Here is a 22,798-nt window from a genome sequence, read left to right as displayed (position 1 = left end):
CTGACAACTGAGCGGTTGATGGGCAGCCCAACCACTGTGTCGTTGTGCGATGCAGTGATCAGGTGAGCGCAGGCTCCGCCTGGTGTGCGTCGACGCGCTCCATGATCCTGTCGTGAGAAGCGGCAGCCGTCAGGGCGTCGTTCTCCGCCTGGATCCGCACAAGCTCGGATTCCAGGTCCTGGACGCGCTGCTGGAGCCGTCGCATCTCGGCGAGGAGTCGAGGGTCGGAGCCGCCGACGTAACCGAGAAGCGCCTTTGCCATGATGGATGGTCCTCCACACTGAGTGACCGACCGAAGCGGTGTGGGTCGTGAGGGATTCGCACCCGTGGTGCTTGGCACTGCCTGAGTTCTGATGCCGTTCATCCATGCCAAACAGCTGAGGTGCGCGGGCTTTTAGCGTCTCACCAAAAAGTTTGACGGTCAACACGATCACGCCCCGTATCCATGGGCGTCCCGGGGGCGCGCGACCGGAAACCAGGTGGCGCTGCGACTCCTGCGGGCCCCTCGGGGCGTGCGGATCATCCTGCTGTGCGGAGCCTGCCATGCCGCGCGTTTCTTGACAACCACCTGCTCCTTTTCCCTTCTGGCAGATGCCGGTGGCAGTTCCCGCCCCCACCGCCCGGGCCCGCACCGCGCCACACGGTCAGCGGATCGCGAAGCCGTCGTACCCGCCGCGAGGTGTGTCCCAGATCTCGGTGACACCGTCCACACGTCCGGGCGTGTCGCCCCCCTGCAACCAGTCCAGGAGCTTCTGGCAGCCCTCGCGCGCGCCCTCGGCGACCACTTGCACGCGCCCGTCCCCCAGATTGAGGGCGAAACCGCTCAGGCCCCCGATCTCCAGCGCCCTGGCCCGGGTGAACCAGCGGAAACCCACTCCCTGGACACGTCCGCGGACCCAGGCGACCAGTCGAACATCCTCGCTCATGGGTGCAACCTAACCGGCCAATGTCTCTCGGGGCACCTCCGCCTCTCACGCCATGCGGTACCGTCCCGGTCCAATGAATCTCATCTGAAACTCACTCGATCGAGTGAGTTGGATTGACCGCGTCGGCTCAGGGCGCGCGCCGACGGGGAGAGACGAGGAAGGCCAGCACATGGGACGCCACCGACGCTCGGACGCCGGCCGCGCCGCCACGGGCCGCGCCACGGGGGACAGTCGGACGCACGGCTCGTACGGCTCGTACGAGCAGGACCGCGATCCGTGGGACAGCCACCCGAAGGACGGCGACGGCCGCCTGGGCATCGCGCCCTACCTGAACCCGGATCTGTACGCCGACGCCTACACCAGGACCCAGGAATACCTCTTCGACACGGACGACGGCGCCGCCCACGCCAGGACCACCGTGGTCTTCCCGGCCGAGGGCTTCAGCCCGTCGGACGGACCGCGGGAGCGGGGGCACCGCCGGAAGAGGAAGGCCGCGACCCCGGTCCGCACGGGGCTGCTCGGGGTCTCCGCCGCGATCGCCCTCGGCACCGTCGCGGTCGCCACCGGCATGGTGCCCGGCCTTGAGAACTACAAGCTGGGCGGCCCGAACGGCGGCCGCGCCGGCACGGTGCAGGCCGCGGGCTCGCCGACGAACGGCGAGAGCCCGCAGGGCGGCACCTCCGGCAGCGCCGACCCGGGCGCTCCGGTCGGCGGCTCCACGACGAGCCGCGGCGCGGACCGGCCCGCGTCACCGGAACGGTCCGCCCCCGAGTCGGCCCCGGCCTCCGCGCCGGACGCGGACCCGGCGTCGTCCGCCACGCACACGAAGGGGCCGGGGACGAAGCCGACCACGGCGCCGGCGAGGCCGGAGACCGCGCCGGCCAAGGCCGCCACCAAGGCGCCGGCGAAAACCCAGGCCCCGCCCGCCGTCGCCGCGCAGGCCGCCGTCGAGGCCGAGGTGCTCAGGCTCGTCAACGAGGAGCGGGTGAAGGTGGGGTGCAGCGCGCTGACGCCGAGCCGCGCGCTCGCCGGCCTCGCCGAGGACTTCAGCGAGGCCATGGCCGACGAGAACTTCTTCGACCACACCGACCCCAGTGGCGCCTCGCCGTGGGACCGGGCGGCGAAGCTCGGCATCACCAGCCTCGGCGGCGAGAACATAGCGCGCGGGCAGGCCGACGCGGCGGCGGTGACGGACGCCTGGATGAACAGCCCCGGCCACCGCGCCAACATACTGAACTGCGACTTCAAGACGCTGGGTGTCGGTGTGCACTTCGGCTCCGGCGGTCCGTGGTGGACGCAGGACTTCGGGTACTAGCGGGACTGGCACGACCTGTCGGGAGGATCGCCAGGTGGCACTCACTCGCAGTTAGCGCCACCTGATGGTCAGCGATGTGCGCGAGTACGCTTGCGTCATGAGCACCCCGCAGCCCCAGGACCTCCCGTACAGCGTGTTCGCCAGGGCCTGCCCTTCGCGCGGGACGCTGGAGCATGTCACTGGGCGCTGGGGCGGGCTCGCGCTGGGCGCCCTGTACGAGGGCTCGCTCCGCTTCAACGAGCTGCGTCGCCGAGTCGACGGCGTGAGCGAGAAGATGCTGTCCCAGACCCTCCAGGCGCTGGAGCGGGACGGCCTGGTGCATCGCGAGGCCCAGCCGACCAACCCGCCCCGGGTGGACTACGAGCTCACGGCGCTGGGCCGCGAGGTCGCCGAACGCCTGCTGGCCCTCATCCACTGCGTGGAGGGGCGCATGGACGATGTCCTGGCGGCACGCGAGCGTTACGACGCCACGCGCGGGGCTCGCTGACACTTCGGGCAGTAGTAGCTGGAGCGGTTCATCCACGGGCGGCGGCGCAGCGGGGTGGCGCAGCGGCGGCAGGGCAGGCCCTCGCGGCCGTAGGCGTCCAGGGAGCGGTCGAAGTAGCCGGACTCCCCGTTGACGTTGACGTAGAGGCTGTCGAAGCTGGTGCCGCCGACGGCGAGGGCCTCGTTCATCACCTCCCGGATGTGGGTGAGGAGTTCGGCCGTGCGCGGGTGGGTGAAGGTCGCGGTGGGGCGTTCGTAGTGGACACGGGAGCGCCACAGAGCCTCGTCCGCGTAGATGTTGCCGACGCCGCTGATCAGGGACTGGTCGAGCAGGGCCCGCTTGATGGTGGTCCGCTTGCGGCGCAGGGCCTGGTGGAAGGCCTCGTCGTCGAACATCGGGTCGAGGGGGTCGCGGGCGATGTGCGCGATGACGTCGGGCAGCCCGTCGGGGGTGGTGTCGTGCAGCGACAGGCCGCCGAAGGTGCGCTGGTCGACGAAGCGGAGCTCGGTGTCCAGCGCGTCGGCGAAGCGGACGCGGATGCGCAGGTGCTTCTCGGTGGCCGCGCTCAGCGGCTGGACCAGCAGCTGGCCGCTCATGCCGAGGTGGGCCAGGACCGCCTGGCCACTGTCCTGGAAGGGCAGCCACAGGTACTTGCCGCGGCGGCAGGGCAGGCCGAGCCGGTGGCCCTGGACACGATGCGCGAAGTCCTCCGCGCCGGCCGGGTGGCGGCGTACGGCACGCGGGTGCAGCACCTCGACGCCGGCGACGCTCCGGTCCGCGACCCATCGTTCCAGTCCGCGCCGTACGACCTCTACCTCGGGCAGCTCGGGCATGACTCCCCCGTTCCCACATCGCGGCCGCTGCGGCCGTCACGGGCCGAGCGCCCGCCCCGGGGCGGGGACGGGCGCTCGGTCGCGTTCTGCTGCGCGCGGCCTGCCGGGCGGAGGACCGCCGGGCAGCCGCGCTCGGTTCCTCGGTTCTCAGGCGGAGGCCGGCGCGTCACCGGCGCCGTCGGCGGAACCCACCGCCTTGGCGCGCTCGTCCGCCGCGGCCCGGATGGCCCGCCACGCGGACTCCGCGGCCTGCTGCTCCGCCTCCTTCTTGCTGCGGCCGGTGCCGGTGCCGTACGAGACGCCTCCGACGCGGGCGGCAGCAGTGAAGGTCTTCTCATGATCGGGGCCGGTCTCCGTGACGAGGTACTCGGGAACGCCGAGCCCCTCGGTCGCGGTGAGCTCCTGGAGGCTGGTCTTCCAGTCCAGGCCGGCTCCGAGGTTGGAGGACTTCTCGATCAGCGGGTCGAACAGGCGGTGCACCAGTTCGGACGCCGCGTCGAGGCCCTGGTCGAGGTAGACCGCGCCGATCACCGCTTCCAGGGTGTCGGCGAGGATGGACGCCTTGTCCCGGCCGCCCGTGCCCTCTTCACCACGGCCGAGCCGGATGAAGGCGCCCAGGTCGAGGCCACGGCCGACCTCCGCCAGCGCACGCGAGTTGACCACCGCGGCCCGCAGCTTGGCCAGCTGGCCCTCGGGCAGGTCGGGGTGGGTGCGGTACAGCGTGTCCGTGACGACCAGACCGAGGACGGAGTCACCGAGGAACTCCAGACGCTCGTTCGTCGGCAGACCGCCGTTCTCGTACGCGTAGGAACGGTGGGTCAGCGCGCGCACCAGAAGGGCGGACTCGAGCTTGTAGCCGAGCCGCCCTTCCAGAAGCGTGTGGGACGAGGCCGTGTTGTCCGACGGAGCACCTCCGCGTCGGCGGTGATTGCCCGCTTCGGCGCCTTCCGCCTTCTTGGCAGTGGACACAGTGCCTCTCACCAGCCGCTCAGACCTCGAGGACCTGGCGCTTGTTGTAGGTGCCGCACGACGGGCACGCGATGTGCTGCTGCTTGGGCTCGTGGCAGCGCTCGCACGCAACCAGGGTGGGGACCGCAGCCTTCCACTGCGACCGGCGGTGGCGCGTGTTGCTGCGCGACATCTTCCGCTTCGGAACAGCCACGGCTACTTCTCCTGCTTCTCGTCGGCGCGTGCTGATCGAGGCGCGCCGCCGCTCATCTCGTCCTTCTCGCCGTCCTTCATGGTGTCGGCGAGTCCCTGCAAAGCCGCCCAACGGATGTCGACGGCGTCGTGATGGTGGTCCGGGTCGTCCGCGAGCCGCGCTCCGCACTCGGAGCACAGACCAGGGCAGTCTTCCTGGCACACCGGCTGCATCGGCAGTGCGAGCACCACCGCATCCCGCAGCAGAGGTTCGAGGTCGAAGAGTCCGTCCTCGAGGAAGAGCCTGTCCTCGTCGTCCTCGGCGTCGGCGTCGGGCTCCGCGGCCACGCGGCCCCGCTCGTCGGCGTCAGGGTACGAGAACAGCTCCTGGAAGTCCGCGTCGAGCTCGAGCTCGAGCGGCTCCAGACACCTTACGCACTCCCCCTCGGCCTGTGCACGGGCGGTGCCTGTGACGAGCACCCCTTCCATGACCGACTCGAGTCGGAGTTCGAGCTCCACCGGGGCGCCTTCCGGCACTCCGACGACGCCCTGGAGACCGAGGTCCTTGGGGGCGGGGACCGTGCGGGTCAGGCGCTGCAGCGCGCCGGGCCGCCGCCCCAGCTCGTGCGTGTCGAACACAAGAGGGTTGCGGTGGTCGAGGCGGGCGTTCTGAGCCATTCCTGCTTTCGGTTTCCGAACTCGGGGGGACGCTCTCCCGGCGGTGTTCCGGGCAGCGCTGATCGCGGACGTATGCGCGACCGAAGAGCCAGGATACTTGACCTTTCGCTCTCGGCCCAATCGGCGGCCGGCCTACAGACCGCGGCCCTGTTCGTAGGCGCGCAGCTGCTCGGCGCTGATCATGCTGGTGTCAAAGAGGCTGGTCTCGTCGAGGGCGTGGGCCTGCGGCTGTGCGTAGGAGTGGTGGTCCTGGTGGTCCTGTTGCCCCTGCTGGACCTGGTTCGGGTCGTAGCCGGCCGGCTGCTGTGCGTCGTAGGCCTGGAAGGCGGCACCTCCTGCCGGAGCGTAGCCGGAGGCGCCGGAGGTGGGGGCATACGGGTCGGCCGGCTGGTAGCCGTACTGGTCCTGCCGGCCGTAGCCCTGCTGGTAGCCGCCGTACGGATCGGTCCCGCCGGGCTGCTGGTAGCCGTAGGCCGGCTGCGGCTCGTACTGCGGCGGGGCGGGCCGCTCGGCGGGCGGTGCCGCCGGGGCCGGCGGGGCGGCCGGGGCGTCGGCCAGGGCCGCGAGGTCGGCGAGGTAGTCGGCGTCGCTGGAGTGGTGGACGGTGGTGGTGTCGTCGGCGAGGGCGCCGAGGTCGTCGGAGGCGATGCGGCCGTGCAGCTTCTGGCGGCCGCGGCCGACGGCCTCCAGGGTCTTGGCGAGGACCGCCTCGAAGGCGCCGAGCTTGGCGTCGACGTACGCGTCGGCGTTGCGGCGCAGGGTCTCGGGGTCGTGGCTGCGCTCGGGGGCGTCCTCGTCCTCGTAGCCGTCCTCGTCCAGGCCGGGGCCGGTGCCGAGCAGCTTCTCGCGGCCGCGGCCGACCGAGCCGAGGGTCTTGGTGAGGACGACCTCGAAGTTGGCGAGCTTGGAGTCGACGTAGTCGTCGGCCTCGGCGCGGACCTCCTCGGCCTCCTGCCGGGCGTCGCCGAGGATCCGGTCGGCCTCGGCCTGGGAGCGGCGGGCGATCTCCGTGCCGGAGATCAGCGAGCCGCGCTCGGCGTGCGCCGTCTCGATGATCCGCTCGGCCTCGCGCTGGGCCTCCTGCACCATCTGGTCGCGGTCGCCGATCAGCTCCTGGGCCTGCGCGAGGGAACCGGGCAGGGCCTGGCGCACCTCGTCGAGCAGCGCGAGCAGTTCGGCGCGGTTGATCACGCATGACGCCGACATGGGCATGGACCGGGCGCTGGAGACCGTGGCCACGATCTCGTCGAGCTTCTTCTGCACGTCCACCGTGTGCTCGCCACTCTCTACAGGTGTGTTGGACTACCGATGTGTCGGAGACGGACGGGACGACTGTACGTCCATGAGGTGATCGCCGGACACCGGGTGACGGGTCGTCAGCCGCCTCAGTCCTTCTTCAGCCGCCGGGTAAGGGCCTCGAGGACCTGCGGAGGCACCAGGTGCGAGACGTCGCCACCCCAGGCCGCGACCTCCTTGACCAGGGAGGACGACAGGAAGCTGTAGGTGGGGTTGGTGGGCACGAACAGCGTCTCGACGCCGGAGAGGCCGTTGTTCATCTGGGCCATCTGCAGTTCGTAGTCGAAGTCGCTGACGGCGCGCAGGCCCTTGACGATGGCCGGGATGTCGCGCTGCTTGCAGAAGTCGACGAGGAGGCCGTGGAAGGCCTCGACGCGGACGTTGCCGTACTCGGCGGTGACCTGCCGGATGAGGTCGATCCGCTCGTCGATCTCGAACAGGCCCTTCTTCGACTGGTTGATCATCACCGCCACGTAGACCTCGTCGTAGAGACGGGAGGCGCGGGCGATGATGTCCAGGTGTCCGTTGGTGATGGGGTCGAACGACCCGGGGCAGACGGCGCGGCGCACTTGAGATCCCTCGCTCTCCGGTCCGGTCATCGTGCGTCTTCGCACGTAGAGGCGGCGCGACCGTACCAAAACGTCCCTTCGCCGTAGCGACGGGCCCGGATCGCGGCGAACCCTCGCGGCCATGTGAACTCCCCGCCCCTGGTGCTGCGCTCCACGGTGACGATGGCGTCCTCCGCGAGCCACCCCTGGGTGCGGAGTGTGAGCAGAATCTCGCGAAGATCGTCGTCGGAGACCGCGTACGGCGGGTCCAGGAAGACGATGTCGTACGGCTCCGCCGGGGGCGGTGTGTGGACGATCTGTTCCGCTTTGCCCGCCCGTACGTCGGCGCCGGGGAGGCCGAGCGCCTTCACGTTCTCCCGGACGGTGCGGACCGCTCGCGCGTCGGCCTCCACGAGCAGGGTGTGTCCGGCGCCCCGGGACAGCGCCTCCAGGCCGACGGCGCCCGAGCCTGCGTACAGGTCCAGGACGCGTTCGCCGTCCAGCGGGCCGCCCAGGAGGGACTGCCAGGTGGAGAACAGCCCTTCGCGCGCCCGGTCCGAGGTGGGGCGGGTTCCGCTGCCCGGCGGTACGGCGAGACGGCGTCCGCCGGCCCGGCCGGCGATCACGCGGGTCATGTCGGGTCCTCGCTTGTCGATGGTGGCCTTGTCGATGGCGGCTCGGGTGCGGGCCGGTCCCAGTCTGTCAGCCCTTCTCCAGGTATTGCTCCCGCTCCTCGTCCAGCAACGCGTCCAGGGCCGTGCGCAGCCCGGGCAGGTGCTCCAGGTCCGGGTCGGCGGCGACCACCGCGGCGGCCTCCTCACGGGCCTCGGCGATGATCTCCTCGTCGTCGATGACGGCGAGCACCCGCAGGCTGGAGCGGGCGCCGGACTGGGCCTGGCCGAGGACGTCGCCCTCGCGGCGCTGTTCGAGGTCGATGCGGGAGAGCTCGAAGCCGTCGAGGGTGGAGGCCACCGCGTTCAGCCGCTGCCGGGCGGCGCTCGCCTCCGGCATCTCGGTGACCAGCAGGCACAGGCCGGGCGCGGAGCCGCGGCCGACGCGGCCGCGCAGCTGGTGCAGCTGGGAGACGCCGAAGCGGTCGGCGTCCATGATCACCATCACCGTGGCGTTCGGCACGTTCACACCGACCTCGATGACCGTGGTGGCGACCAGCACGTCGGTCTCGCCGGCGGCGAAGCGGCGCATGACCGCGTCCTTGTCGTCGGGCTGCATACGGCCGTGCAGCACCTCGACCTTCAGGCCGTGCAGGGGGCCCTTGGCGAGCTGGTCGGCGACGTCCAGCACGGCGAGCGGGGGGCGCTTCTCCGCCTCGTCCTCGGGGGACTTCTTCGCGGCGGCCTTCTTCGGGTCGTCCTCCTCGTCCCCGATGCGCGGGCAGACCACGTACGCCTGGTGGCCCTTCGCCACCTCCTCGCGCACCCGCTCCCAGGCCCGGGCGAGGAAGTGCGGTTTGTCGGCGGCCGGCACGACATGGCTGGCGATGGGCGAGCGGCCCGCCGGGAGCTGGTCGAGGACGGAGGTCTCCAGGTCGCCGAAGACCGTCATCGCGACCGTCCGCGGAATGGGCGTGGCGGTCATGACCAGCAGGTGCGGGGGTTGCTTGCCCTTGCCTCGCAGGGCGTCGCGCTGCTCGACGCCGAACCGGTGCTGCTCGTCCACCACGACCAGACCCAGGTCGTGGAACCGGACCTTGTCCTCGATCAGCGCGTGCGTGCCGATGACGATGCCCGCCTCGCCGGTGGCCAGGTCGAGCAGGGCCTGCCGGCGGGCGGCGGCGCCCATGGATCCGGTGAGCAGCACCACCTTGGTGGCGTGTTCGGCGCCGCCCAGCATGCCTCCCTCCTGACTCCCACCACCGCCCTTCCGCGGAGGCGCTTCGCGCCACAGTCCCCAACCGGCGAGCTCCCCCATCATCTCGGTGACCGACCGGTGGTGCTGCTGGGCCAGCACTTCGGTGGGCGCGAGCATCGCGGCCTGTCCGCCCGCGTCGACGACGGCGAGCATGGCGCGCAGGGCGACGAGCGTCTTGCCGCTGCCGACCTCTCCCTGGAGCAGTCGGTGCATCGGGTGCTCGGTGGCCAGGTCGGCGAAGATCTCGCGGGAGACCTTCCGCTGGCCTTCGGTGAGGGTGAAGGGGAGGCGGTCGTCGAAGGCCGCGAGGAGACCGTCCGGGCCGGGAACGCGGGCGACGGCGGGAAGTTGGGCGTCCGCGTGGCGGCGGCGGGCGAGCGCGACCTGGAGGACGAACGCCTCGTCCCACTTCAGACGGGCGCGGGCGTCGGCGATGTCCGCCTTGCTGTGCGGGCGGTGGATCTTGAGCAGGGCCTCGGGGAGGGTGACCAGGCCGCGGCCCGCGCGCAGCGACTCGGGCAGCGGGTCGAGCGCCTCCTGGGCACTGGGCAGGACGGTCTGGACCGCCTTGCCGATCTTCCAGGACTCCAGCTTGGCGGTGGCCGGGTACAGCGGGATGAGGGCGCCGGCCCAGCTCTCGACCGCTTCTCCGTCCTCCCCCTTCAGCAACTCGTACGCCGGGTGGGCCAGTTGCAGCCGCCGGTTGAAGACCGAGACCTTGCCCGCGAACATCGCGCGCGTGCCCGGGAGGAGTTCCTTGTGGGGCTTGTGCACGCCGTTGCCGAAGAAGACCAGTTGGAGCCGGCCGCTGCCGTCCGTGATCGTCACCTCCAGGCGCTGGCCCTTGCCGCGGGGCGCTCGGGCGGAGGCGAAGGTGTGCAGGCGGGCGTCGGCGACCTGGGCGACCACTGTGACGTGCTCGTCCATGGGCAGGTCGGCGAGGTGGGTGAGCTGTCCGCGCTCCTCGTACCGGCGCGGGTAGTGGTGCAGGAGGTCGCCGACGGTGTGCAGGCCGAGGTGCTCGGCCATCACCTTCGCGGTGGCGGGGCCGAGCACTGACTTCAGTGGCTGTTTCAGTGGTTCTTGCAGTGCGGGCACGAGATCCATTGCACACCACGGCACCGACAATGCCGTAAACCTCCCGGGAAATCCCTGGTCAGCCGGTCCGTCCGGGCTCTAGGACGACGCGCTCCGGCCATCCCCGCGGCAGCCGCCTCACAAGTGCCGCCCTACCCCGCGCCGACGCGAAGTCCCCCCATCGGCGCTGCGACGATGGACTTCCAGACCCCACAATCAGCACGGGCATCCCACTGACCACAGTGATCCGCCCAGCCCCGCTCGGACCACATGTTCCAGGTCGATCTGCGGGGTCTGGTGGACCTGCTCTCGCACCACCTGTACTCCAGTCCCAAGGTCTACCGGCGCGAACTGCTACAGAACGCCGTGGACGCCGTCACCGCCCGGCGCGCGGAGGAGCCCGGCGCCCCGGCGCGCGGGGCGCGCGTACGGCTGTTCGCGGACGGCGGCACCCTGCGGATGGAGGACACCGGCGTCGGCCTCACCGAGTCCGACGTGCACGAGCTGCCGGCCACCACCGGCCGCGGCTCCAAGCGGGCCGAGGGCCTGCGGGAGGCGCGCTCGGACTTCCTCGGCCAGTTCGGCATCGGCCTGCTGGCCTGCTTCGTGCTGGCCGAGCGGATCCGGGTGGTCAGCCGCAGCGCCCGTACCCCCGACGCGCCTCCCGTGGAGTGGACGGCGCGCGACGACGGCTCGTACACCGTGCGGACCCTGCCGGACCCCGCCCGCCCGGAACCCGGCACCACCGTGCATCTCCAGGCCCGGGGGGCGGGCGAATGGCTCACCGAGCAGCGTGTGCTCGCGCTGGCACGGGACTTCGGGTCGCTGCTGCCGTACGACGTCCGGCTGGCGAGGAGGCGGTCACCGACCTGCCGACGCCCTGACCGGGCGTACCCCTCCGCCGCGGCCCGCCAGGTGGCCCTGGGCCGGTACTGCCACGCGGTGTTCGGGTTCACCCCGCTGGACACCATCGGCCTGGACGTGCCGCTGGCCGGGATCCGCAGGTGGCGTACGTGCTGCCGTCGGCGGTCAGCCCGGCGCATGGACACCATCGGCCTGGACGTGCCGCTGGCCGGGATCCGCAGGTGGCGTACGTGCTGCCGTCGGCGGTCAGCCCGGCGCAGCGGGCGGGTCACCGCGTGCACCTGAAGGGCATGCTGCTGACCGAGCGGGCCGAACAGCTGCTGCCCGACTGGGCGTTCTTCGTGCGCTGCGTGCTCGACACCGACGGTCTGCGGCCCACCGCCTCGCGGGAGTCGCTGTACGAGGACGAGACGCTGGCCGCCGTGCGCGAGGCGCTGGGGAACGGATCCGGACCTGGCTGATCTCGAAGGTCTACAACTACAGCTCCGAGAAAGACAAGATGTTCGTCCCGTTCGCGCGGCTGCCGCGCATGTGGACGAACGCCCGGAGGACTTCGACGAGTACGGGGCCCACTCGCTGCACTGGGTCTTCCAGTGGATGTCGGCGGGCATGCTGGGCCAGCCGCGCATCCCGCTGGCCGCCGTCGAGAAGTGGCTCGGCGAGATGGAGCACCGCTACCGGCTCGCCGGCCACTCCGAACGTCCCGTGCGCAGCGCCGAGTTGAGCGTCGCCCGGCACATCGGGGACCTCGCGCGGGCGGAGCGGGCGTACCCGCGTGGCTGGCCGCCGACCGGGACCGCATGGCCGACTGCCAGGCCTGCGAACTGCACGACCAGGGCAGGTAGCAGGCCGAGTGCGGCCGGGACGCGGAGGAGGTCGAGCTGTGGCGGCCGGTGCTGGACGGCGAGTTCTCCTGCGCCCACGAGCCGCACGGCGACGGGGCCGTGGTGCAGACGCAGTGGTGGCTCGCCGACTGCCTGAGCGAGCTCGGAGAGCACCGTGCGGCGGCCGAACGCAGGCTCCAGGCCGCCGAGATCGCCCGGCACTGGCCCGAGCAGCAGGACCACACGGCCCTCGCCCATCCGGCCGCCGAGTCGCTGAGCCGGGCCGGGCTGCACGACGAGGCGGACCGTGCATACGCGCGCGGTCGACCTGTGGCGCTCCCTGGGCGACGTGAACGGTCCGGTACGCGCCCTGCGCGTACGCGCGTGGCCGGCGTCGGGCATCGAGGCCGGCTTGGACGCGGCGCGGGAGTTGATGGAGGCCGCCGTCACGGAGTGCGAAGCGGCGCTGGACGCGGTGGCCGTTGCCGCGGCGCGGCATGGCTCGTCGCCGAACTCGGGCAGACCCACCGGTAGTTCGGTGACCTGCTCGCGGACAGCGCGGAGGACGAGGAGGACGAGGCAGCGTCCGAGGAGGCCCTGTCCAGCCTGGAGCGGGCGATCGCCGCCTTCGCCCTGCTGGGTCCGGCCGCCCTGTACGACCGGACCGGAGCGGAACTCGCCGCGGGATGGCTGGCGGCCGGCCTGGGCCGCCCCGCCGATGCGACGGCGCGCGCGTGCCGTGCTGGCGGCCTACGAGCAAGCCGACGACGAGGACGGCCGCCCTCCCGGCGCACGGAGGCGGAAAGGCTCCTGCGAGCCCTCGAGGAGGGAACTGAGGACTGAGGCGCTCACTCCACCCCGATGAACAGCAGCGCCCCCTGCCGGCCGCCCTGGTAGACCACCGTGTCGACGGCGAGGTAGGACTCGCGGACACGGGTCTGGAGACGGTCGGCGATCGAGTCGGGCGCCTCGCCCCCGAGGACGAGGGTGACCAGTTCGCCGCCGGCCGCGAGCATGCGGTCCAGGACGGTCTCGGCGGTGGCCGTGACGTCCGAGCCGATCACGGCCACGTCGCCGTCGATGAGGCCGAGGACGTCACCGGCCTGGCAGATGCCGGCCGTGGTCCAGGACTGGCGTTCGGCGACGGTGACCTCGGCGTGCCGGGTGGCGCCGGCCGCCGAGGTCATGGCGACGACGTCCTCGTCGAAGCGGCGCCCCGGCTCGTGCACGGCGAGGGCGGCGATGCCCTGCACGGCCGAGCGGGTCGGGATCAGGGCGACGCGGACGCCCTCCCCGCGGGCCTGCTCGGCCGCGGCGGACGCGGTGTGGCGCAGCTCGGGGTCGTTGGGCAGCAGGACCACCTCGCGCGCGTGTGCCCGCCGTACGGCCTCGACGAGCTCCCCGCTCGCGAGCGGCTCCCCGGGCCGGGCGAGCACCGCTGTCGCCCCGGCCTCGGTGTAGAGCCCGGCCAGGCCCTCGCCCGGCACGACGGCCACCACGGCGCGCTGGGCCCGCTCACGGTGGGGCCTCCCGGACCCGTCCGTGTGTGCGTCGCCGGCGCCGAAGTGCGTGATCCGGATCCGGTGCGGCCGCCCGGCCTCCACGCCCGCCTCCACGGCTGCGCCGGCGTCGTCGACGTGCACGTGCACGTTCCACAGGCCGTCTCCGCCGACCACGACGAGGGAGTCCCCGAGCTCGTCGAGCCGCTCGCGCAGCCGGGCGACGGCCGCGTCCTCGGCGTCCAGCAGGTAGATCACCTCGAAGGCGGGGCCGCTCGCGGGCGGCGCGCAGGCACCGGGCCCGTCCTCCTCGGCGGAGCACACGCGCGCGTGGGGCACGACCGTCCGACCGTCACCCGCCGCCGCGGGCGCCGAGGGGGACGCGCCCTGCTCCGGCGTCCGTCCCGTGAAGGTCTCCACCAGGGCCGCGAGGACCGCCACGAGCCCCCGCCCGCCCGCGTCGACCACCCCGGCGCGCTCCAGGACCGCCAGCTGGCCGGGGGTCGCGGCGAGGGCCGCGCACGCTCCCTCGTAGGCGGCCAGCGCGACCGTGCCGCAGTCTCCCTCCGCTCCGGTGGCCGCGTCCGCGGCGGCCGAGGCCACCGACAGGACCGTGCCCTCCTTCGGGTGCGCCACGGCCTGCCGGGCGGAGTCGGCCGCGCGCCGCAGGGCCAGGCACAGGCCGCGTCCGTCGGTGTGCGCGCGGTCCGCGTCGGCGGCGAACACCTGGGCCATGCCGCGCAGCAGCTGGGCGAGGATCGTCCCGGAGTTGCCGCGGGCCCCGATCAGCGCGCCGTGCGCCATCGCCCGCGCGGCGTCGGCCAGGGAGGGGCCGGGGAGGGCCCCACTGGTCCCACCGCCCACCTCGTGCGCGGCGAACACGGCCTCCACCGCCGCGGCGGCGGACTCCACGGTCAGGTACAGATTGGTGCCGGTGTCCCCGTCGGCCACGGGGTAGACGTTGATCGCGTCGATCTCCTCGCGCGCGCGTCCCAGCGCCCGCAGCGCAAGTCCGCACCAGGTGCGCACCGCCGGCGCGTCGAACGTCTGCGGCACCTGCGGCACCTGCGCCTCCCTGAGCTGCTGGACTGGACGCAGCGTAGACCCCGGGGCGGTGCCGGACGGAAGAGGGCCCGCGCGGGCCCCGGAGCCACCATGGTAGTTTCGCCCTACGGACGCAGCCGTTGTATGCTGCTCCGGTTGCCCGATCCTGATCGGGCTCTCACCTGGCAACGCCACTCAGATTTCAAGAGCGCTCTCCGAGCCTGAGATCTTGATCCCGGCATGCCGGGATCAACCGTAAGTGCATCTGAAGTCTTTGGAGTGACCCGTGGCTGCCAACTGCGACGTCTGCGGCAAGGGGCCGGGCTTCGGCAACAACATCTCGCACTCGCACCGCCGTACGTCCCGTCGCTGGAACCCGAACATCCAGCGTGTGCGTACCGTGGTCGGCGGGACGCCGAAGCGCGTGAACGCCTGCACCTCGTGCATCAAGGCCGGCAAGGTCTCGCGCTGACGCACAGCAACAGCTAAGCGCGCGGCCACCGCTGGTTCGCTGCACTGAGCCGGTCCACCTCGGTGGACCGGCTTTTTGCCGTGCCCGCGCATGCCGTGCCCGCGCGCCGGGGACCGCAGGCCGGCCAGTGCACGTCCCGCGCGGCTACCCCGCCCGGGACGTCCGCAGGGCCCACCCGTGGTCCACGGGCCCGATCCCCCCGCCGAGCGCGAAGCCGGCCGCGATCGCCCCGGTGACGTACGCCTTGGCCGCGCTCACGGCCTCCGGTACGGACCGGCCCTTCGCCAGGTGCGAGGCGATCGCGGAGGCGAGGGTGCAGCCGGTGCCGTGCGTGTGCCGGTTGCCGTACCGGGGAGCGCGCAGCCAGTGCTCCTCGGCACCGTCGGTGAGCAGGTCCACGGCCTGGTCCCCGCCGTCCAGCCCGGCGTCCCCGGCGAGGTGGCCGCCCTTGATCAGCACCCACTTCGGTCCGAACGCCAGCATCGCCGCAGCGGCGTCCCGCATCTGCTCCTCCGCCCGGACCCGGACGCCGGTCAGCTGGGCCACCTCGTCGAGGTTCGGCGTGGCGACGGTCGCCACCGGCAGCAGCGTGGTGCGTACGGTCCGCAGCGCGGACCCGGCAAGCAGCGGATCACCGTGCTTGGAGACGCCGACCGGGTCGACGACCGCGGGCGCGTCCGTCCCGGCGATCAGTTCGGCCACGGCCCCGGCCAGTTCCGCCGAGGCCAGCATCCCGGTCTTGACCGCCTGGACGCCGATGTCGTCCACGACGCTGCGGTACTGGGCCCGGACCGCGTCCACGGGCAGCTCCCAGGCGCCCTGCACGCCGAGGGAGTTCTGCGCGGTGACCGCGGTGATCACGCTCATGCCGTGCACGCCGAGGGCGAGCATCGTCTTCAGGTCGGCCTGGATGCCGGCGCCGCCGCCGGAGTCGGAGCCCGCGACGGTCAGCACACGAGGAGGGGCGGCGGGCACTACTCGATGTCCGGCGGCGGTCATGACTCGATGTCCCCGAAGTGGTCCCAGCCGCCCTTGCTGGTCCACGGCGCGCCGTCGACCGTGACCTGGGGCAGTGCCGAGGGGCTGAGCACCTCGCCGATCACCTTCCAGCGGGCCGGCAGCTTCACGTCCGGGGGGAAGGCCGCCACGATCGCGTGGTCCTCTCCCCCGGTCAGCACCCACTGCAACGGGTCGACCCCGACGGCCTGCCCGATGTCGTTCATCTGCGAGGGGATGTCTATGGCTCCGGAGCGGATGTCGATGTGGACCTTGCTGGCCTCGGCGATGTGCCCGAGGTCGGCGATCAGTCCGTCGCTGACGTCGCACATGGCGGTGGCGCCGAGCCCGGCGGCCGCGGGGCCCGCGTGGTACGGCGGCTCGGGGCGGCGGTGGGCCTCGACGAAGGCGCGGGGCGAGCGGAAACCCCGGGAGAGCACCGCGTACCCGGCCGCGGACCAGCCCAGCCAGCCGGTCACCGCGACCAGGTCGCCGGGTTGCGCGCCGGCCCGTGTGACCGGCTCGTGGTTGCGCAGATCGCCGAGCGCGGTGATCGACACCATGATCGTGTCGCCGCGCACCACGTCCCCGCCGACGACGGCGGCCCCGGCGACCTGGCACTCGTCGCGCAGGCCGTCCATCAGCTCGGTGGGCCAGGTGACCGGGAGTTCGGTGGGGACGACCAGGCCGAGCAGCAGCGCGGTCGGCACGGCGCCCATTGCGGCGATGTCCGCGAGGTTCTGGGCGGCCGCCTTGCGGCCCACGTCGTACGCCGTGGACCAGTCCCGGCGGAAGTGCCGCCCCTCCAGGAGTATGTCGGTGCTCGCCACGACCCTGCGGTCGGGGGCGGCGACCACCGCGGCGTCGTCGCCGGGGCCGACCCGGACCGCCGGGGTGGTGGTGAGACGGGAGGTGAGCTCCCTGATGAGCCCGAACTCCCCGAGCTCACCAACAGTGCCCTTCATCGACCTTTCGCCCCTTCTGTCCCTGTACATTCCCGGTCGCGCGTCAACGCGGTCCTCGCTACGGTCGAGATGACCGTCAACTTCTGTCCTACCTGCACCCCGGCGCGTGCGTCACGGTCTTCCCGGGTCTCCCCGCGGCACGTGACGACGCGATACCGTGGCGTTCCTTTTCCCCATGATCCTCGTGGCCGCCCTGGAGGTTCCGTGGTACAGGCGTACATCCTGATCCAGACGGAGGTCGGCAAGGCGTCGACCGTCGCCGAGACGATCAGCAAGATCCCTGGCGTGATCCAGGCCGAGGACGTGACGGGACCGTACGACGTCATCGTGCGCGCCCAGGCGGACACGGTGGACGACCTGGGCCGCATGGTGGTCGCGAAAGTCCAGCAGGTGGACGGCATCACACGCACCCTGACCTGCCCGGTCGTGCATCTGTAGCCCCCGTCTACCCTTGGCCGGTGAGCTCTTTCCGTCACCGGCTTCTCGGCCTGCCCGTTCTCGCCGCGCTGATCACCGCCGCGGGCTGTTCCCCAAGCGACGACAGCGCCACCGTGGCGGTTCCCGGCCCACGGCCGGCGGTAGCTGAACTGTGCCGGAATCTGAACAGGGAACTGCCTGGGAAAGTGGACGGACTGAGCCGCGAGGACCCTAGGCCCGCCTCCGCGCTGACCGCGGGCTGGGGAAGCCCGGCGATCATACTGCGGTGCGGTGTCCCGCGGCCCGCCGCGATGGACGATCCGGAGGCCGACGGGGCCGAGGTGAACGACGTGGGCTGGCTGCTGCAGAAGCAGGAGGACGGGTCGTTCCGCTTCACGACCACGCTGCGCCTGGCCTATGTGGAGGTGACGATCCCCGCGGGGCGGACGGACCACGGGGTGGCGCCGCTGGTCGATCTGGCGCCTGCCCTGAAGAAGGCGATCCCCGAGGGGATCGCCGACTGAGCGCCTGACGTGCGCCGTGGGGGCCCGGGACGCCGGCCGGCCCCCGCCGCCCCCTGGGCGCGCGTCCTCAGCGCAGGCCGGTCGAGCGGCGCAGCGCCGCCTGGATGAGCCGGTCCACCAGTTCCGGGTAGCCGACCCCGCTCGCCTGCCACATCTGCGGGTACATCGAGATGGGCGTGAAGCCGGGCATGGTGTTGATCTCGTTGATCACGAACTCGCCGTCCTCGGTGAGGAAGAAGTCCGCGCGGACCAGGCCCTCGCAGGAGGCCGCCTCGAACGCCTCCACCGCGAGCCGCCGCACCTCGGCGGTCTCTTCGTCGGTCAGCGGGGCGGGCACGATACCGGGCGTGGAGTCGATGTACTTGGCCTCGAAGTCGTAGTACGCGTGCGCCTCGGGCGGCGGGATCTCGGCCGGTACGGAGGCCCGCGGACCGTCCTCGAACTCCAGCACCCCGCACTCGATCTCACGGCCGCGCAGCGCGGCCTCCACGAGCACCTTCGGGTCGTGCCTCCGGGCCTCCTCGATCGCCTCGTCCAGGCCGGAGAGGTCGTCGACCTTGGTGATGCCGATCGACGAACCGGCGCGCGCCGGCTTCACGAACAGCGGCCAGCCGTGCTCGCCGGCGAAGTCGACGATCTTCTTGCGGGTGGCGGACGGGTCCTGCGCCCACTCGCGCGGCCGGATCACCACGTACGGGCCGACCTTGAGCCCGAAGGAGGTGAACACCCGCTTCATGTACTCCTTGTCCTGGCCGACGGCCGAGGCGAGCACGCCCGAGCCCACGTACGGCACCCCGGACAGCTCCAGGAGGCCCTGGAGGGTGCCGTCCTCGCCGTAGGGGCCGTGCAGCACCGGGAAGACCACGTCGACCTCGCCGAGCGCCTTGGGCACCGAACCGGGCTCGCTGTAGACGACTTCGCGGTTGGCCGGGTCGACGGGGAGCACCACGCCGCCCTCGGCGGAGTCGGCGAGTTCCTCGACGCTCGGGGTGCGGCCCTCGGTGATGGCCATGCGCTCCGGCTCGTCGGCGGTCAGGGCCCAGCGGCCGTCGCGGGTGATGCCGATCGGCAGGACCTCGTACTTGGTCCGGTCGATGGCGCGCAGCACCGCGCCCGCGGTGACCACGGAGATCCCGTGTTCGGAGCTGCGGCCGCCGCACACGACGGCCACGCGGGGCTTGCGGGACGGCTGCTCGGGGCTCTGGGGGAGGTTCTCGGTGCTCATATCGCGATGAGAGTACCCGCTGGTATCCGCGACGTCAGTGCCCGCATGGGCACCGTCGCTCAGCGTCGCACGGACGGTCGCGCAACGTGATGCGGACGGCCGAACGGCGCCGGTTTCAGCGGCGTTCGGGCTTGGCGCTGCGCGACATCAGCTCCCGGAGGGCCACCACGGGCGGCTTGGCCTCGTGCACGATGCCGACGACGGTCTCCGTGATGGGCATGTCGACGCCGTGCCGGCGGGCCAGATCCAGCACCGACTCACAGGACTTGACGCCCTCGGCGGTCTGCTTGGTGACCGCGATGGTCTCCTGGAGGGTCATGCCCTTGCCGAGGTTGGTGCCGAAGGTGTGGTTGCGCGACAGCGGCGAGGAGCAGGTGGCCACCAGGTCGCCGAGGCCGGCGAGTCCGGAGAAGGTCAGCGGGTCTGCGCCCAGGGCCATGCCCAGCCGGGTGGTCTCGGCGAGGCCGCGCGTGATGAGCGAGCCCTTGGCGTTGTCGCCGAGCCCCATGCCGTCCGCGATGCCGACGGCCAGACCGATCACGTTCTTGACGGCGCCGCCGAGTTCGCAGCCGACCACGTCGGTGTTGGTGTACGGCCGGAAGTACGGGGTGTGGCAGGCGGCCTGCAACCGCCGGGCCACCGCCTCGTCGGTGCACGCGACCACGCCGGCGGCCGGCATGCGGGCGGCGATCTCCCGGGCCAGGTTGGGCCCGGTGACGACGGCGATGCGGTCGGCGCCGGCCTTGGCGACGTCCTCGATCACCTCGCTCATCCGCATGGCCGAGCCCAGTTCGACGCCCTTCATCAGGGACACGAGGACCGTGTCCGGGGCGAGCAGCGGCACCCACTCGGCGAGGTTCGCGCGCAAGGTCTGCGAGGGGATGGCGAGCACCGTGAAGTCGGCGTCACGGGCGGCCTCGGCGGCGTCGGCCGTGGCCCGCAGGTTCTCCGGGAGTTCGACTCCTGGCAGGTAGTCGGGGTTGGTCCGGGTGGAGTTGACCGCGTCGACGAGTTCGGCGCGGCGGGCCCACAGGGTCACCTCGCAACCGGCGTCGGCAAGGACCATGCCGAAGGCGGTGCCCCACGACCCGGTACCGAAGACGGCCGCCTTGACCGGCTTGCTCACGTGCCCTGCCCCTCTTCCTGTACGGATTCCCGCACGGCCGCCGGCCCGCGCTGCGCGGCCGGCACCGTCCTGCCCTGCTTCTGCGACTCGGTGCGGCGGCGCTGCTCGATCCGCTCCCGGCGCGGATCGTACGGCTCGGCGGGCGCCTTCTCACCGCGGATCTGCTCCAGCTGGCGGGTGATGGCCGCCATGATGACCTCGGTCGCCTCCTTCAGCAGCTCCGGGGTCATCTCCTGGTCGTAGAAGCGGGAGAGGTCCACGGGCGGTCCGGACAGCACGTGGTGGGTCTTGCGGGGCAGCAGGTGGGGCTTCTTGGCGTAGGGCGGCAGCAGTTCGTTGGCGCCCCACTGGGCGACCGGAATCACCGGGCACTTGGTCTGGAGGGCGACCCGGGCGGCACCGGTCTTGCCGGTCATCGGCCAGCCGTCGGGGTCGCGGGTGAGGGTGCCCTCGGGGTAGAAGGCGACGCACTCGCCGCGCTCCACGGCGTCGATGGCGGCCCGGAACGCGCTCAGCGCGTCCGTGCTCTCGCGGTAGACGGGGATCTGCCCGGTGCCGCGCATCGCGGCACCCACCAATCCCTTCTTGAAAAGCCCGCTCTTCGCCAGGAATCGCGGCACGCGCCCGGTGTTGTACTGAAAGTGGGCGTACGCGAAGGGGTCGACGTGCGAATTGTGGTTCACCACGGTGATAAATCCGCCGTCGGCCGGAATGTGCTCCATTCCGCGCCAGTCCCGCTTGATCAGAACCACCAGTGGCGGTTTGCAGATCACCGCTGCGAAGCGATACCAGAAGCCGATTCTGCGGCGGGGCACGCGGACACCTTCCTCTAGGGCCTGGGGGGGCCGCACAAGTGTCGCCCCAGGCCGCCTGTCTGTCGAGAACACCGTACGCCCGCACGTCACCCGGGAGCCTCCTTGAAAGGGGCTTCGCGCCCCTCCCCTTCCCGGTCCGCCGGACGGTCCGGGGGACAATGACGACCACACGAGAGGGACGGAACGCCGGTGCAGTGGACCTTGGTCATCCCCCTGAAGCCCCTGACCCGGGCCAAGAGCAGGCTGTCGGACACGGCCGGCGACGGGCTGCGTCCCGGCCTGGCCCTCGCCTTCGCCGTGGACACGGTGGCGGCCGCGCTGGCCTGCCCGACTGTGGCGGATGTGGCGGTCGTCACGGACGATGCCGAGGCCGGGCGGGAGCTGGCGGCGCTGGGCGCCCGGATCGTCGCCGACGAGCCGCGGACCGGGCTGAACGCCGCCCTCACACACGGAGCGACGGTCGTACGGGCCTCGCGCCCACGAATCCCGGTGGCGGCCCTGAACGCCGATCTTCCCGCGCTGCGGCCCATGGAATTGACCCGGGTTCTGGAGGCGGCCGGACAATTCCCGCGGGCATTTCTCGCGGATTCCGCGGCCATCGGCACCACTTTGCTGGCGGCGTCCCCCGGGCATCCGCTGCTCCCGGCTTTCGGCGCCGGTTCCCGGGCCCGCCACCGGGCGTCCGGCGCGGTGGAACTGTCCTTGGACGCGGTGGAATCCGTGCGCCGGGACGTGGACACCGGGCACGATCTGCGGGCGGCACTGGCCCTCGGCGTGGGCTCGTGGACGGCCGTCGCGGCGGCGCGGCTGCCGGCCGTAGGGCAGTAGGCTGCCGTCATGCAGGCGACCGCATACACGTACGACCCCGAAAGCCGCAGCGGGCAGGTACTCCTGGACGACGGCACACCGGTGCCCTTCGACGCGCCGGCGTTCGACGCGGGCGGTCTGCGGCTGCTGCGACCGGGACAGCGGGTGCGGATCGAGACCGAGGGCGAGGGGAACGGCCTGCGGATCACCCTGGTGACGCTGCAGACCCTCTGAGCAGGCAGAAAGACCGTCCGGCCGGCGCGAGGGGCCCTACGGACCGGGCGGACCGCGCCCGAACACGCCGCGGGCCGGGCTCCCTCGGGAGTCCGGCCCGGCGCCTGAGTGCCCCTGCGCCGCTACTTGCCGCGGGCAGTGGTCTTCTTGGCGGTGGTCTTGCGGGCGCTCGACTTCTTGGCGGGGGCCTTCTTCGCCGGCGCCTTCTTGGCCGTGACCTTCTTGGCGGCGGCCTTCGTGGCCGTCGTCTTCTTGGCGGCCGCCGTGGTCTTCTTGGCCGCGGTGGTCTTCTTGGCGGCGGCCTTCTTCGCCGCTGGGGCGGCCTTCTTCGCCGCGGCCTTCTTCGCCGCCGCGGTGGCCTTCTTCGCCGCGGCCTTCTTGCCGACGGCCTTGGCAATGGTGGCGGGCGGGCCGGTGAGGCTGCCCTTGGGCGCCTTCTTGACCGCGATGTCGTGCTTCGGGAGCTTCTTCGAGCCGCTCACCAGGTCCTTGAAGCCCTGGCCGGCCCGGAAGCGGGGAACGGAGGTCTTCTTGACCCGCACCCGCTCACCCGTCTGCGGGTTGCGCGCATAACGGGCGGGACGGTCGACCTTCTCGAAGGACCCGAAGCCGGTGACCGAGACCCGGTCTCCCGCGACGACCGCGCGGACGACGGCGTCCAGTACCGCGTCCACCGCATCGGCGGCCTGCTGGCGACCGCCCATCTTGTCGGCAATCGCTTCTACGAGCTGCGCCTTGTTCACGTCTTCCCCTTCGGAGACCTTGCCAGAACGAAAGTGTTCAAGCGTTTTCGCACGTTAGGCAGATATATACCGCA

General features: G+C 72.0%; 24 protein-coding genes and 2 pseudogenes. 9 read left to right on the top strand and 17 right to left on the bottom strand.

The window, feature by feature from the left end; genetic code table 11:
* Positions 1 to 58: 58 nt before the first annotated feature.
* The gene (locus ACFY4A_RS27660; protein WP_009190853.1) at positions 59 to 262 is read right to left on the bottom strand and encodes a hypothetical protein; all 204 of its coding nucleotides are present in this window, start codon (positions 260 to 262) and stop codon (positions 59 to 61) included.
* 382 nt (positions 263 to 644) lie between these two features.
* On the bottom strand, positions 645 to 926 hold the full coding sequence (locus ACFY4A_RS27655) for an acylphosphatase (RefSeq protein WP_361416386.1): 282 nt from the start codon (positions 924 to 926) through the stop codon (positions 645 to 647).
* A 169-nt stretch (positions 927 to 1,095) separates the two neighbouring features.
* Between ACFY4A_RS27655 and ACFY4A_RS27650 the strand changes: the two genes are divergently transcribed.
* Both ACFY4A_RS27650 and ACFY4A_RS27645 read left to right on the top strand, forming a co-directional pair.
* The gene (locus ACFY4A_RS27650; RefSeq protein ID WP_390832046.1) at positions 1,096 to 2,241 is read left to right on the top strand and encodes a CAP domain-containing protein; all 1,146 of its coding nucleotides are present in this window, start codon (positions 1,096 to 1,098) and stop codon (positions 2,239 to 2,241) included.
* Positions 2,242 to 2,338: 97 nt separating this feature from the next.
* Complete coding sequence (locus tag ACFY4A_RS27645) at positions 2,339 to 2,728, top strand: winged helix-turn-helix transcriptional regulator (RefSeq protein ID WP_390832045.1); 390 nt, start codon at positions 2,339 to 2,341, stop codon at positions 2,726 to 2,728.
* On the opposite strand, the gene mutM is transcribed toward ACFY4A_RS27645, so the two are convergent.
* The 8 genes from mutM to recG form a co-directional block, all read right to left on the bottom strand.
* The gene (gene mutM, locus ACFY4A_RS27640; RefSeq protein ID WP_390832044.1) at positions 2,701 to 3,561 is read right to left on the bottom strand and encodes a bifunctional DNA-formamidopyrimidine glycosylase/DNA-(apurinic or apyrimidinic site) lyase; all 861 of its coding nucleotides are present in this window, start codon (positions 3,559 to 3,561) and stop codon (positions 2,701 to 2,703) included. The genes ACFY4A_RS27645 and mutM overlap by 28 nt on opposite strands.
* A gap of 147 nt (positions 3,562 to 3,708) precedes the next feature.
* Positions 3,709 to 4,542 (bottom strand): ribonuclease III, encoded by an 834-nt coding sequence (gene rnc, locus ACFY4A_RS27635; RefSeq protein ID WP_390832043.1) that lies wholly within the window; start codon positions 4,540 to 4,542, stop codon positions 3,709 to 3,711.
* Positions 4,543 to 4,549: 7 nt separating this feature from the next.
* The gene (gene rpmF, locus ACFY4A_RS27630) at positions 4,550 to 4,723 is read right to left on the bottom strand and encodes a 50S ribosomal protein L32 (RefSeq protein WP_003951102.1); all 174 of its coding nucleotides are present in this window, start codon (positions 4,721 to 4,723) and stop codon (positions 4,550 to 4,552) included.
* A 2-nt stretch (positions 4,724 to 4,725) separates the two neighbouring features.
* Complete coding sequence (locus tag ACFY4A_RS27625; protein ID WP_390832042.1) at positions 4,726 to 5,379, bottom strand: YceD family protein; 654 nt, start codon at positions 5,377 to 5,379, stop codon at positions 4,726 to 4,728.
* A 132-nt stretch (positions 5,380 to 5,511) separates the two neighbouring features.
* On the bottom strand, positions 5,512 to 6,648 hold the full coding sequence (locus tag ACFY4A_RS27620) for an ATP synthase F0 subunit B (protein WP_390832041.1): 1,137 nt from the start codon (positions 6,646 to 6,648) through the stop codon (positions 5,512 to 5,514).
* 116 nt (positions 6,649 to 6,764) lie between these two features.
* The gene (gene coaD / locus ACFY4A_RS27615; protein ID WP_390832111.1) at positions 6,765 to 7,244 is read right to left on the bottom strand and encodes a pantetheine-phosphate adenylyltransferase; all 480 of its coding nucleotides are present in this window, start codon (positions 7,242 to 7,244) and stop codon (positions 6,765 to 6,767) included.
* Between the two features lie 26 nt (positions 7,245 to 7,270).
* Complete coding sequence (gene rsmD / locus ACFY4A_RS27610) at positions 7,271 to 7,858, bottom strand: 16S rRNA (guanine(966)-N(2))-methyltransferase RsmD (RefSeq protein WP_390832040.1); 588 nt, start codon at positions 7,856 to 7,858, stop codon at positions 7,271 to 7,273.
* A 67-nt stretch (positions 7,859 to 7,925) separates the two neighbouring features.
* Positions 7,926 to 10,199 (bottom strand): ATP-dependent DNA helicase RecG, encoded by a 2,274-nt coding sequence (gene recG, locus ACFY4A_RS27605; protein WP_390832039.1) that lies wholly within the window; start codon positions 10,197 to 10,199, stop codon positions 7,926 to 7,928.
* 240 nt (positions 10,200 to 10,439) lie between these two features.
* Here recG and ACFY4A_RS27600 point away from each other — a divergent pair.
* Positions 10,440 to 11,493, top strand: a pseudogene (locus ACFY4A_RS27600) (HSP90 family protein); the annotation flags it as partial.
* 6 nt (positions 11,494 to 11,499) lie between these two features.
* Positions 11,500 to 11,965, top strand: a pseudogene (locus tag ACFY4A_RS27595) (tetratricopeptide repeat protein); the annotation flags it as partial.
* 740 nt (positions 11,966 to 12,705) lie between these two features.
* Here ACFY4A_RS27595 and ACFY4A_RS27590 read toward each other — a convergent pair.
* Complete coding sequence (locus ACFY4A_RS27590; RefSeq protein ID WP_390832038.1) at positions 12,706 to 14,421, bottom strand: DAK2 domain-containing protein; 1,716 nt, start codon at positions 14,419 to 14,421, stop codon at positions 12,706 to 12,708.
* 265 nt (positions 14,422 to 14,686) lie between these two features.
* Here ACFY4A_RS27590 and rpmB point away from each other — a divergent pair, with 265 nt between their 5' ends.
* A complete protein-coding gene (rpmB, locus tag ACFY4A_RS27585) occupies positions 14,687 to 14,872 on the top strand; it encodes a 50S ribosomal protein L28 (RefSeq protein WP_003993230.1) in 186 nt (61 codons plus the stop codon).
* Between the two features lie 144 nt (positions 14,873 to 15,016).
* Here rpmB and thiD read toward each other — a convergent pair whose 3' ends face one another.
* Together thiD and ACFY4A_RS27575 are read right to left on the bottom strand one after the other, a co-directional pair.
* Positions 15,017 to 15,871, bottom strand: coding sequence for a bifunctional hydroxymethylpyrimidine kinase/phosphomethylpyrimidine kinase (gene thiD / locus ACFY4A_RS27580; protein WP_390832037.1), 855 nt, complete (start codon positions 15,869 to 15,871; stop codon positions 15,017 to 15,019).
* Positions 15,868 to 16,833, bottom strand: coding sequence for a thiamine-phosphate kinase (locus ACFY4A_RS27575; protein ID WP_390832036.1), 966 nt, complete (start codon positions 16,831 to 16,833; stop codon positions 15,868 to 15,870). Before ACFY4A_RS27575 ends, thiD begins: the two co-directional genes overlap by 4 nt.
* A gap of 204 nt (positions 16,834 to 17,037) precedes the next feature.
* Between ACFY4A_RS27575 and ACFY4A_RS27570 the strand changes: the two genes are divergently transcribed.
* Both ACFY4A_RS27570 and ACFY4A_RS27565 read left to right on the top strand, forming a co-directional pair.
* The gene (locus ACFY4A_RS27570) at positions 17,038 to 17,271 is read left to right on the top strand and encodes an Lrp/AsnC family transcriptional regulator (protein WP_003997603.1); all 234 of its coding nucleotides are present in this window, start codon (positions 17,038 to 17,040) and stop codon (positions 17,269 to 17,271) included.
* A gap of 20 nt (positions 17,272 to 17,291) precedes the next feature.
* Positions 17,292 to 17,774 (top strand): DUF3515 domain-containing protein, encoded by a 483-nt coding sequence (locus ACFY4A_RS27565; RefSeq protein WP_390832035.1) that lies wholly within the window; start codon positions 17,292 to 17,294, stop codon positions 17,772 to 17,774.
* Between the two features lie 67 nt (positions 17,775 to 17,841).
* On the opposite strand, the gene ACFY4A_RS27560 is transcribed toward ACFY4A_RS27565, so the two are convergent.
* The 3 genes from ACFY4A_RS27560 to ACFY4A_RS27550 form a co-directional block, all read right to left on the bottom strand.
* Positions 17,842 to 18,999, bottom strand: coding sequence for a D-alanine--D-alanine ligase family protein (locus ACFY4A_RS27560; protein WP_390832034.1), 1,158 nt, complete (start codon positions 18,997 to 18,999; stop codon positions 17,842 to 17,844).
* 115 nt (positions 19,000 to 19,114) lie between these two features.
* Entirely contained in the window at positions 19,115 to 20,125 is a 1,011-nt protein-coding gene (locus ACFY4A_RS27555; RefSeq protein ID WP_390832033.1) for an NAD(P)H-dependent glycerol-3-phosphate dehydrogenase, read from the bottom strand.
* Positions 20,122 to 20,940, bottom strand: a complete 819-nt coding sequence (locus ACFY4A_RS27550) for a lysophospholipid acyltransferase family protein (protein WP_390832032.1) — start codon at positions 20,938 to 20,940, stop codon at positions 20,122 to 20,124. The genes ACFY4A_RS27555 and ACFY4A_RS27550 overlap by 4 nt, the downstream gene beginning before the upstream one ends.
* Before the next feature lie 189 nt (positions 20,941 to 21,129).
* Here ACFY4A_RS27550 and cofC point away from each other — a divergent pair, with 189 nt between their 5' ends.
* Both cofC and ACFY4A_RS27540 read left to right on the top strand, forming a co-directional pair.
* Positions 21,130 to 21,768 carry a 2-phospho-L-lactate guanylyltransferase gene (gene cofC / locus ACFY4A_RS27545; RefSeq protein ID WP_390832031.1) on the top strand — a complete coding sequence of 213 codons (639 nt, stop codon included), beginning with the start codon at positions 21,130 to 21,132 and terminating at the stop codon, positions 21,766 to 21,768.
* Positions 21,769 to 21,777: 9 nt separating this feature from the next.
* Entirely contained in the window at positions 21,778 to 21,981 is a 204-nt protein-coding gene (locus tag ACFY4A_RS27540; RefSeq protein ID WP_390832030.1) for a hypothetical protein, read from the top strand.
* 122 nt (positions 21,982 to 22,103) lie between these two features.
* Here ACFY4A_RS27540 and ACFY4A_RS27535 read toward each other — a convergent pair whose 3' ends face one another.
* On the bottom strand, positions 22,104 to 22,724 hold the full coding sequence (locus ACFY4A_RS27535; protein WP_390832029.1) for an HU family DNA-binding protein: 621 nt from the start codon (positions 22,722 to 22,724) through the stop codon (positions 22,104 to 22,106).
* Positions 22,725 to 22,798 lie beyond the last annotated feature (74 nt).

Origin of the sequence: Streptomyces sp. NPDC001292 (genome assembly GCF_042896465.1) — a bacterium.
Lineage (GTDB): Bacteria > Actinomycetota > Actinomycetes > Streptomycetales > Streptomycetaceae > Streptomyces.
Note: the sequence above shows the minus strand (reverse complement) of the source record. Positions and strands in the feature narration are given on the sequence as shown.

Excerpts from the sequence above, each read along its gene's own strand:
- ACFY4A_RS27645 (WP_390832045.1), top strand. The coding sequence starts at position 2,339 with ATGAGCACCCCGCAGCCCCAGGACCTCCCGTACAGCGTGTTCGCCAGG.
- mutM (WP_390832044.1), bottom strand. The coding sequence starts at position 3,561 with ATGCCCGAGCTGCCCGAGGTAGAGGTCGTACGGCGCGGACTGGAACGA.
- ACFY4A_RS27575 (WP_390832036.1), bottom strand. The coding sequence starts at position 16,833 with ATGAAGGGCACTGTTGGTGAGCTCGGGGAGTTCGGGCTCATCAGGGAG.
- ACFY4A_RS27560 (WP_390832034.1), bottom strand. The coding sequence starts at position 18,999 with ATGAGCACCGAGAACCTCCCCCAGAGCCCCGAGCAGCCGTCCCGCAAG.
- thiD (WP_390832037.1), bottom strand. The coding sequence starts at position 15,871 with ATGACCGCCGCCGGACATCGAGTAGTGCCCGCCGCCCCTCCTCGTGTG.
- rsmD (WP_390832040.1), bottom strand. The coding sequence starts at position 7,858 with ATGACCCGCGTGATCGCCGGCCGGGCCGGCGGACGCCGTCTCGCCGTA.
- recG (WP_390832039.1), bottom strand. The coding sequence starts at position 10,199 with ATGGATCTCGTGCCCGCACTGCAAGAACCACTGAAACAGCCACTGAAG.
- ACFY4A_RS27655 (WP_361416386.1), bottom strand. The coding sequence starts at position 926 with ATGAGCGAGGATGTTCGACTGGTCGCCTGGGTCCGCGGACGTGTCCAG.
- ACFY4A_RS27540 (WP_390832030.1), top strand. The coding sequence starts at position 21,778 with ATGCAGGCGACCGCATACACGTACGACCCCGAAAGCCGCAGCGGGCAG.
- ACFY4A_RS27660 (WP_009190853.1), bottom strand. The coding sequence starts at position 262 with ATGGCAAAGGCGCTTCTCGGTTACGTCGGCGGCTCCGACCCTCGACTC.
- ACFY4A_RS27650 (WP_390832046.1), top strand. The coding sequence starts at position 1,096 with ATGGGACGCCACCGACGCTCGGACGCCGGCCGCGCCGCCACGGGCCGC.
- ACFY4A_RS27625 (WP_390832042.1), bottom strand. The coding sequence starts at position 5,379 with ATGGCTCAGAACGCCCGCCTCGACCACCGCAACCCTCTTGTGTTCGAC.